Annotated in this window: 9 protein-coding genes; 4 read left to right on the forward strand and 5 right to left on the reverse strand. The window is 53.7% G+C overall.

Going from position 1 to position 9,057, the window contains the following annotated elements; genetic code table 11:
• From AC2FNL_RS12015 to AC2FNL_RS12035, 5 genes are all read right to left on the reverse strand, one after another.
• On the reverse strand, positions 1 to 222 hold a 222-nt coding region (locus AC2FNL_RS12015; RefSeq protein ID WP_496833788.1), incomplete at its 3' end, for a hypothetical protein.
• 311 nt (positions 223 to 533) lie between these two features.
• Positions 534 to 1,115 carry a GNAT family N-acetyltransferase gene (locus tag AC2FNL_RS12020; protein WP_496833789.1) on the reverse strand — a complete coding sequence of 194 codons (582 nt, stop codon included), beginning with the start codon at positions 1,113 to 1,115 and terminating at the stop codon, positions 534 to 536.
• Positions 1,116 to 1,134: 19 nt separating this feature from the next.
• Entirely contained in the window at positions 1,135 to 1,620 is a 486-nt protein-coding gene (locus AC2FNL_RS12025; RefSeq protein ID WP_496833790.1) for a GNAT family N-acetyltransferase, read from the reverse strand.
• Between the two features lie 398 nt (positions 1,621 to 2,018).
• Positions 2,019 to 3,370 (reverse strand): IS3 family transposase gene (locus AC2FNL_RS12030; RefSeq protein ID WP_496833791.1). Its coding sequence is split into 2 segments (ribosomal slippage): positions 2,019 to 3,034 and positions 3,034 to 3,370, totalling 1,353 coding nucleotides; the frame shifts between segments, so codons are not numbered across the junction.
• 130 nt (positions 3,371 to 3,500) lie between these two features.
• Positions 3,501 to 4,508 carry an AraC family transcriptional regulator gene (locus AC2FNL_RS12035; RefSeq protein WP_496833792.1) on the reverse strand — a complete coding sequence of 336 codons (1,008 nt, stop codon included), beginning with the start codon at positions 4,506 to 4,508 and terminating at the stop codon, positions 3,501 to 3,503.
• A gap of 117 nt (positions 4,509 to 4,625) precedes the next feature.
• On the opposite strand from AC2FNL_RS12035, the gene AC2FNL_RS12040 reads away from it, so the two are divergent.
• From AC2FNL_RS12040 to AC2FNL_RS12055, 4 genes are all read left to right on the forward strand, one after another.
• On the forward strand, positions 4,626 to 6,038 hold the full coding sequence (locus tag AC2FNL_RS12040) for an amidohydrolase family protein (RefSeq protein ID WP_496833793.1): 1,413 nt from the start codon (positions 4,626 to 4,628) through the stop codon (positions 6,036 to 6,038).
• A 26-nt stretch (positions 6,039 to 6,064) separates the two neighbouring features.
• On the forward strand, positions 6,065 to 6,829 hold the full coding sequence (locus AC2FNL_RS12045; protein WP_496833794.1) for a DUF3299 domain-containing protein: 765 nt from the start codon (positions 6,065 to 6,067) through the stop codon (positions 6,827 to 6,829).
• A complete protein-coding gene (locus AC2FNL_RS12050) occupies positions 6,826 to 8,004 on the forward strand; it encodes a carbohydrate porin (RefSeq protein ID WP_170337128.1) in 1,179 nt (392 codons plus the stop codon). Before AC2FNL_RS12045 ends, AC2FNL_RS12050 begins: the two co-directional genes overlap by 4 nt.
• A 114-nt stretch (positions 8,005 to 8,118) precedes the next feature.
• Complete coding sequence (locus AC2FNL_RS12055) at positions 8,119 to 8,499, forward strand: hypothetical protein (protein WP_170337130.1); 381 nt, start codon at positions 8,119 to 8,121, stop codon at positions 8,497 to 8,499.
• The last annotated feature ends 558 nt before the right edge of the window (positions 8,500 to 9,057 follow it).

Raw genomic sequence — 9,057 nt, forward strand, 5'->3', positions numbered from 1 at the left:
ACCCCAATTGCCTGAACTCTTGGGGTCATGAACTTCGAGATCAAGAAACCTGCCGGTCTCGAAGACCATCCGCTTGGCAGACATGATTACAGGCCCGGTAATCGCTAATGCTGTTTCGCTGGAAGGATTGAAAGCCTTAGAATCCTCAAAAAGCGGCTGGGATGATGCTGGACCCCCCAATATCCCCATAGCCATTGACAGCATCAGGATCGATCGACGCATTTGAATCTCCATTGTGCGAAGTGGTCTGACAACCTTAAACATCCTTTTGCTTCGTCGTCGAATGCGGCCGCGAGTTCCTGTTCACTGTCTCGAATGCTGCGCAAGCGATCAAGGTCTGAGAAGGGCTCGAAGCAGTCGTTTGCTGCAACTTGCTTGAACGTCTACTTTGCGGACACTCCCGACCTTCGTTGCTCTCAGACCAACGGCGGCTCTCGAGGGGCACAGCATATATGATTGATTGTGAGCGCCAACACCCCTTCGGCCGAAAAGCGAGAGCGGCCTCCGCTTAGAAACACCGGTTACGCCCGGTATCAGGACAGCGACTTGACGAGGAGAACCCAGTTTTCTGTTTCGGTCGCCCAGCCGTCTTTGACGCATGGGGCTTTGTCCAACTCAGAGTATCCCTTTCGCTCGTATAAACGTCTGGCCCCCACGTTTTCATCGGCGACAATAACACTCATAGTGTTGTATCCTGCGTCGCGGGCTATCTCGTCGGCGACTTCAAGTAATTTTGAACCAAGTCCCTGACCACGGTTCTCTGGGTAGCAAGCCAGAACATTGACATACCAGCTGTCCAACGCTTTGTTTTCCAGCTCCTGCAAGGGACGGAACAAGGCTGGGAAGTCATCTCCAATTTCTTCTGGTTCAGATCCGATCCCATAGCCTGTAAGACCGGCAACCGCCCCGTTGCCAAAGTCAACTACGACCACTTGCCCCTCTCGTGCCTTTTCAGCCTGTCGCGCGCGACCGACCGCCCAAGCATCCTCGCCATCTTGTGCCAACCCGGTCCAGACATGGAGCGGTAGGCCTTCGCCTGCAAAGTTCACCAAGTCCGCAAGTGCATGGGCATCAGATTCAACGGCCAATCGCAAAGGCTTTTCAAGTGGTATCACTTCTCTCACTCCAATGAGTTTAGAGTTTCATAGACATCTCATGCCAAGTCATTCCTCCATGGTCGGAAGCGGATGGCTGTAAATAACTGTATCCAAACCCCTCGTAGAGTGGGATGTGATGCTCTTTGCACATGAGGTGGATTGTCGACTTACCCATCCTTTTCATGCGCTCCACGAATTCGACCATCAATGACCGTGACAGACCTTTGCCCTGATGCGCGGGATCAACAACAACGGACATTATTACGACGTTTGGTGCGTCGGGGTCATGTCCGACAAGCTCCTTAAATTCCTCATCAGACATTTCGACTTCATGGGCACATCCGCAATTTATAAAGCCAACAATCTCGCCTTTTCCCTCAAGAACGAGGAAACCATCGGGATAGATCTCGATCCTCCTGAATATCTTTTCGAAGGTTGCTGCTTCGTCGCCTTCATAGGCAGCAGTTTCGATCTCAAAGCACCGAGTTGCGTCGGAAGGTTTGGCGTTTCGGAATTCGTTCATGCGCCTACACTATTCGTGATGCATTAAGTTGCAAAGCTGCCGTTCGTATCCTCGCAGCATTCCGGAGGTATGGGCTCGAGGCAGACGTTCGCTCACCTACGCTCAATGACTGCATTGCGGACTTTGCAGCCATCCGCATTCTTGCTCTAAAGGACCACAATCAGCCCGAAGCGGACCTTCGCAACCAAGCTTTGCTAACTCCGAAATACACAACGAAACGGCCAGTTGCAGAGGTTGTATCGGCGGTGGCAACCAACCATTCATGTCGTCGACTAACCTGTTCAACGTCGCACTACAACTTCTCCGAACTGATCCCACGAGGACTGTCCGTCGTCAGAGTTTTTCGGAATGCTTTGGCTGTTTCGTAACGGAGGCTCTGGTTCGATTTCTGCTTCAGTTTAGGCGGCAGCGGATTGGTGCTGCAAGCGGCGTTTTCGGAATGTCTGTTTTTTGATCTCCTCTCTCATCTTCAGGATCTTCGCGCCGCGACCGTGATAAACATCGGCAGGCGTTAGGTTGCCGATGCTCTCGTGGTAGCGGTGATTGTTGTAGTGGTCGACGAATGCGTCGATCTGGCGTTCCAGGTCACCGGGCAGGAAGTAGTTCTCCAGCAGAACCCTGTTCTTCATGGTCTGATGCCAGCGCTCGATCTTGCCCTGTGTTTGCGGGTGATGCGGTGCGCCGCGAACATGATCCATGCCTTTGTCCTCAAGATAATCTGCCAGATCGGCCGCGACATAGGATGAGCCATTGTCGCTGAGCAGCCTCGGTTTCTGAACGACCGTCGCTTGATTGCAGCCGGACGCCTCCAACGCCAGTTCCAGCGTGTCCGTGACATCGCCAGCCTTCATCGTGGTGCAGAGCTTCCAGGCGATGATGTAGCGGCTGTAATCGTCGAGGATGGTCGACAGGTAGAACCACCCCCAGCCGATGACCTTGAGATAGGTGAAGTCGGTCTGCCAGAGCTCGTTGGGTCGCGTCGTCTTGTCCCGGAACTCATCAGCAGCCCGGATCACCACGTGGGCCGGGGCGGTGATCAGGTCTTCGGCTTTGAGAATGCGGTAGGCCGTGGATTCCGACATAAAATACCGTTTCTCGTCGGTGTATTTAACCGCCAGTTCGCGCGGCGTCAGGTCCTCGTGGTCCAACGCAAACTCGACGAAGTGCTCACGGATATCATCCGGGATACGGTTCCACACTGACCGAGGGCGCGGTGAACGATCCGACAATGCATCAATCCCGCCATCGCTCCAACGGGCGTACCAATCATAATAGGTACTGCTGGGGATGCCGATCATCGCCAGCGTCTTCTTCACCGGCAGATGCGATGCTTCGACCGTGCGGATGATCTCAAGCTTTTCGGAGGCGGGATATCTCATTCGTCGTCTCCCCCATCCCCGAAGGTGCTTTTTTTGAGCAGACGGTTCTCAAGCATCAATTCGGCAACAACCTCCTTCAGCGCCAGTGCCTCGGAGCGCAGTTCCTTGACTTCTGGCGCAGTTGCCTGGCGTGCAGTATCACCGGCCAGCCGGTTCTTGCCCGCCTCCAGGAACTCTTTCGACCAGCTGTAATACAGGCTCTCGGCGATCCCCTCTCGGCGGCACAGCGCAGCAATACTGTCTTCGCCGCGCAGGCCAAACAGGACAATCCTGATCTTCTCTTCGGCTGAATACTGTTTACGGGTCTTGCGCTTGATGCCCCTGACCAGCCTGTCAGCGGCATCCTTCGATGTTCCGGATTTCTTGTTCATCTTCACTCCATAATAGTTCCGATGAACCAGAAATCCTCCGTTGCTCAAACCCCTAAATTTACCCGGTAGGCGCTGACGTCAGACACCACGAGGACCTAATCTTCGAAGCGTTCATTTGGCTCGACCACATTTACTTGCTTCGGAACTTGGTCGGTGTCATTCCGGTCTGACCTCGGAAAAAGCGAGTGAAATGGGACTTGTCAGAATAGCCGAGCATCAGTCCGATCTCTGCAATTGTCATCTGGTTTTGTTTGAGGTGCTCCTTGGCGACATCGATACGCAGCCGTTTGATTTCGCGCGGTAGCGTTGTGCCTTGTTTTTGAAGCGCTTTCAGAAACCGTTCCGGTTGTATTCCCAGCATTCCAGCCACCATCTCTGGTCCCAAATCGGTTTCATCCAGTTTGTCGCGTAAGACAGATCGCAAAGCTGCCACCACGGTTACTTCTTCATCTTGTCGAAGTGATGCTATGGGCTTGGCAGAACCCTCAGAGACGTGGTGCAAAAACAACCATTCCACAGGAAAACTAATTTGCATTCCGGGATCAGTCCCAAGGCCAACCTCGATCCCTTTGTAGTCGATAGGCAGCCCATTGATGTATCTGCTTTCCCATCGCACACGGGAAGAGTCCCAGGACTCTCCGACGACGGTCTGCAATAGGCGTACATAGACTGCGGCACCAAAACCGGTCACCTGAATGGGTGGGACGGTTGGTTCCTGTTGCCTCTCGATACGATAAGTCGCTTTGTCTGCTTCAATGACAAGGCTGTGCCGCACAGAATTGGACTCCTGCGGCACGAGCTCAACAAAGCGGGTAAAAAACTCGAACAGCGTTTTTGTAGATTGCAAGGCTTGAGCGAAGGGCGGCCATCCTTGTAGGTCAAACGCTTCCCCTACATTCAGTCCTAGGTATCGATCCCCCGATACTTCTGAGAAAGCATTTACCAAGCCGTAAACCAACTCGGAGTGAACGAACACGGATGGGTTAGTCATCAGTTCAGCTTTCAAGCCGACCTGATCCAATGCTGGTTGCGGATTGATCTTACGTTCGGTGAGATATTGCAGAAAGGGAGCGGCTAAAGAGAGGCGAACAAAGCCCTCGCTATGCTCTCGGGAGGTGGAGTTGAAAGGCAAGCTCATAACCCTTGTTGGATTAGCTTTAAGAAGTGGCCATTTTTGCAGTCACATTCGTACATCCTAATTCAAAAGGGGCAACCGAGCCAATGAATTCCAGACTATAGTTGGCAAAACATGAATATGGAGGGAGTACTTATGTCCGGCTTACGAATGTCTCTTTGCTCGACGGCAATTGTCGCGGCAGTTCTTTCTTTTTCGGCGACCGCGCAGGCTCAGGATCAAGAAGAACCCCAAACGCTGTTTACCAACGTGCATGTCTTCGACGGCGTCAATGAACAGCGGATCGAAAATGCAAGCGTTCTGGTTGAGGGCAACCTTATCAAGGTCGTCTCAACTGATGCGATCGATGCCCCCAATGCGGAGGTGATCGATGGCGGCGGTAGGACACTCACACCGGGCTTCATTGAGCTTCACGCACACCTCATGCTCATGGGACCGTCTATCGCTTCCATGGAAACGAACTCGACCTGGGAGGATTTTGGCATCCATGGAACCAGGATGGCCGAGATGTACCTGATGCAAGGATTTACGACTGTAAGAGATGCTGGCGGCGCCAACGGCGGTCTGCGGAGGGCCATCGACGCCGGACAGATCGTCGGTCCACGTCACTATGCGTCAGGCGCGTTCCTCGGGACACGCGGCGGCCACGCTGACTTCGCATCCTTCACCTCGCCGCCGGGCGGACAGACCAACTTCGGTAATCTGAACATGGCGCAACAAGTCAGCGGTGTCGATGATGTCTACCTGTATGGTCGTAATAACATGCGCATGGGGGCGACACAGCTGAAATTCATGCAGTCGGGTGGGGTGATCTCGGCGTTTGACCCATGGCAGTTGCTCGCCGGCTCCAAGGAAGAAATCGAAGCTGCCGTTCAGGTTGCCAACGAATACGGCACCTATGTCATGGCGCATTCTTACCGCAAGGAAGCAATCATGAACGCCCTTGAGGCCGGTGTAATGTCCATTGAACACGGCTTCTCCTTCGATTGCGAGATTGCCGAGATTATGAACGAGAAAGGGGCTTACATAACGACTAACCTCACGGCTTTTGATCCGGGTTTGTTGGATATCCCATCGGTCAAGAACGAGCCCAAGAGCCTCGCGAAAGCGATATCGGCGTCCGCGACTTTCGCGAACTACATTCCGAATATGAAGGAATGCCCGGTAAAACGCGGCTTTCAGACCGATTGCGTGGGATCAGTGGAAGCATGCAACATCCAGATTGCTTATGAAAAACATCTCAATAACGAGTTCTTCGGACCGTACCAGTCGATGGTGACACTTACGTCAATCGGCGGTGAGGTCGTAGCTTTGTCAGGCGATTTTTCGAACCCTTACACGGCTGGCAAGCTCGGTGTGATCGAGGAAGGCGCCTATGCGGATATCCTGCTGATCGACGGTAATCCGCTCGAAGATTTCTCGGTGGTTGGTACGGGTGATCAATGGTTTGGGGCCGACCCGAGGCCTGAAAGCCCAGAAACAATCCGCCTGATCATGAAGGACGGTGTGATCTACAAAAACACACTGGATTGACCAGATAAGGCAGCCGGAGAGCATTCATGCGAAATTGGTTTTGCTCCGCAGTATTCGCAGGGTTGGTTTTGAGCGGTCATGATGCTGCGGCGACGCCTGGAACCGCGTTGGACTGGGCAGACCTGCCAGATCCGTCTGCGCAGGTCTTTGATGACCCCTATCGTGATCTCAGCCCCGAACAGTTCGACGATGTTCTTTTCGTTGTGCGTATACGCGGCAGGTTGCAGCAGGATGGTGGTAGTGAAGACGAGCGGCAAAAGTGGCAATTGCTTTTAGCAGAGACCGAAGACGCCTTGGTGTCAGACGGAATTGACGTCGACTGGTTACTCGATCAGCGCGAGGTTGTGACTGAACGTCGAAGAAAGGCTGGAACGAGCGGAAACCCGCAATTCGACGGCAGAACAATCACACTCGCGGGCTTTGCCATTCCTGCTCCAAGCGATCCGGACGGCCGGCCTGTGGCGTATTTGGTGCCAGAAAGAGGGATGTGCAGCCACATGCCTCCACCTCCGCCTAACCAGATGATCCGTGTGCGGTTGAACGGGGACTGGGCGCCTAGCTATTTCCACGAACCCGTTCGGCTGACAGGCACGCTGACTATCGATCCTTCCGTTCATAATATGATGGTTGTGGATGGCCTCATGCCTATGAATGCGACTTTCCAGCTAGAGGCGGAACGTGTCGAAACTCTGGAAACCGAGGCAGACAGGTTGGAATGGAAGCAGCGTGCTGCTGATCGCATCCGCGCGGCAGGAAATCGCAAGACCGGTGGGGCACAGGCGTCAAAATGATAAGACTTCTGGTTGCCGCATTGAGCATTGCATTTGCTGGCGCAGCGTCGGCTCAGGGACTATCCGGGCCATCTTCAGTCGAAGCCGATCTTGCGCCCGGAGACGGGCTCACCGATCCGCAATATCGTTCCGATTTTCCACGCAACATCGCACCGGGTTGGTTTCAGTGGAAAGACCGACTGGCTGAGGGTGGTTTTCGGTTCAACATTGACTACCTGGCATTGGGCCAAACCACGGATGCTGATCTGGGAACCGGCGAAGCAGCCAGCGGAATTGCGCGGTTCTACGGCAGTTGGCAGGCAACTGAACGGGGGTCTCTGACATTCAAGATCGAAGACAGGCACAGTTATACTGACGTTGCTCCGCAATTTCTCGGGCTGGATGGCGGAGCCCTTTCAATCACGGGAACAGCCTTCAATGACAACGGTTTGCTTCTGACCAATTTGTTCTGGACCCAAAGGGCTGAGAATGGGTCGTGGGCGCTGCAAGTCGGCCAGATTGATGTAACGGACTTTGTGGATATCTACGGGTTGGTAAGCCCCTACAGTGGTTTTCAAAACCTGTCTTTCAATACCAACCCGACAATCAACACGCCCAACCAAGGCCTTGGTATTGCCGGTGGGGTAAAGCTGAGCGAGAACCTCTACGCCGTTGCCAGCGTATCAGACGCAAACGCCGACCCGTCCGATCCAAACTTTGATGTGTTTAGCGACGGCAATCTCTTCAAGTCGCTCGAACTTGGGTACACGTCCGGCTTTGATCGCATCTACTTCGACAATATCCATCTGACCCTCTGGCATGCGGATGCGGCTGACGATGGCAGTCGAGCAGAAGATTACGGCGCAGCGTTTTCCGCCGCATGGTTTGTTGACAATAAATGGATGCCGTTCTTCCGTGCAGGGGCCTCGAAGGGAACCGCAGCGCTTTATGAACGGTCGATTTCTGCCGGTCTCGGTTACTATGGTCGCAACACCGATTTGGCCGGTCTGGGCCTAAACTGGGCCGAAGCAAGAGGCATAGATGGCGATCAGTTCACGCTTGAAGCTTTCTACCGCTTTTCAATCTCACCCGGACTGCAGATCACGCCATCGGTACAATTCATTTCCGACCCGCTTCTAAATCCCGATCAGGACCGGATTACCCTGTTCGGTCTAAGAACCCGGATCGTTTTCTAATGCGGGGTGAAGGCAGTCACTAAGGGGTGTGCCAAAGGGCAACTAAGAGAGATCAAGCGCGTGCCGGAATTTTCAACGCCGGTCGAATGAAGTTGGGAAGCAAAGGAACAATCTATGAAGATTGCATACGGAATTCTTGCAGCCTTAGCAGTTGTGTTTTTCATCCTTGGAGGCAGCGATGCCCATGCCAAAGACAACAAGGGTAAAAAGCCGAACAAGGGGGGCAAGAACGGTGATGTCAGCATTCAGATAGAAGACAAACCCGGCAAAGGCCCAAAAGCTGTACCACCTGGACAGATCAAGCGCTACACGCGCGGTGCCAAGCTCCCATCTGACCTGGAGTTCGAGGATATTGGGGACCTTTCCAAATGGAAGCTTGGGGAGCCGGGCAAAGGAAACCGCTACATTCTGGTCGATGACGAAGTCCTCGAAGTTACGAATGACCTGTCTACCGTGGTCGATGCCGTCGGCATCGTCGGTGATCTTCTAAATTAGGCGAAAGTACGATGTTTCAGGGCAAGAACTACCTCGTTTGCCCTGACGCTGGCCGGGGCGATCATTTGTGAACCCCGGCCCAAGTTCAAAACCCGGATCCGAGGCGCTACGATGATAAAGGCCCTTCTTGTTCTTTTTGCGCTTGCTACCTTTTCGTCAGCACGCGCCCTACTCGCTCAGGAAAACGGTGCAACTGAAGTCCCGCAAACAATACGCTTTGAGGGCTATGTATAGCCCAGTCGCGAAGCAGAACTGTCGCCTTTGGTGGACAATGTGGTCAACCGGACTTTGCAAAGTCTGCTTTCTGCGCATTGCTGTCATTGGGGCATAGAGCAGCATCGGTCGAAGTGGGCTCAAAGCCGTCATCCGACGGCATTAGCGATTAGACCGGTTTGTGGTTGCGAGCGGTCATTGGGGCCGCTCTCAGGATTGGTCCGACATCGGCCCTCCCAGTACTATTCAACGAGTTTTCAAGCTCAACTCCGAGATCCTACCGTCGCCTGACCCTCTCTCGATTACGCTCCCGACGTTCGATGTTGATCCGGTGGTCGCGGCCCA

This window comes from Ruegeria sp. CRTD044 (assembly GCF_059613485.1).

Excerpts from the sequence above, each read along its gene's own strand:
- AC2FNL_RS12045 (WP_496833794.1), top strand. The coding sequence starts at position 6,065 with ATGCGAAATTGGTTTTGCTCCGCAGTATTCGCAGGGTTGGTTTTGAGC.
- AC2FNL_RS12035 (WP_496833792.1), bottom strand. The coding sequence starts at position 4,508 with ATGAGCTTGCCTTTCAACTCCACCTCCCGAGAGCATAGCGAGGGCTTT.
- AC2FNL_RS12055 (WP_170337130.1), top strand. The coding sequence starts at position 8,119 with ATGAAGATTGCATACGGAATTCTTGCAGCCTTAGCAGTTGTGTTTTTC.
- AC2FNL_RS12040 (WP_496833793.1), top strand. The coding sequence starts at position 4,626 with ATGGAGGGAGTACTTATGTCCGGCTTACGAATGTCTCTTTGCTCGACG.
- AC2FNL_RS12025 (WP_496833790.1), bottom strand. The coding sequence starts at position 1,620 with ATGAACGAATTCCGAAACGCCAAACCTTCCGACGCAACTCGGTGCTTT.
- AC2FNL_RS12050 (WP_170337128.1), top strand. The coding sequence starts at position 6,826 with ATGATAAGACTTCTGGTTGCCGCATTGAGCATTGCATTTGCTGGCGCA.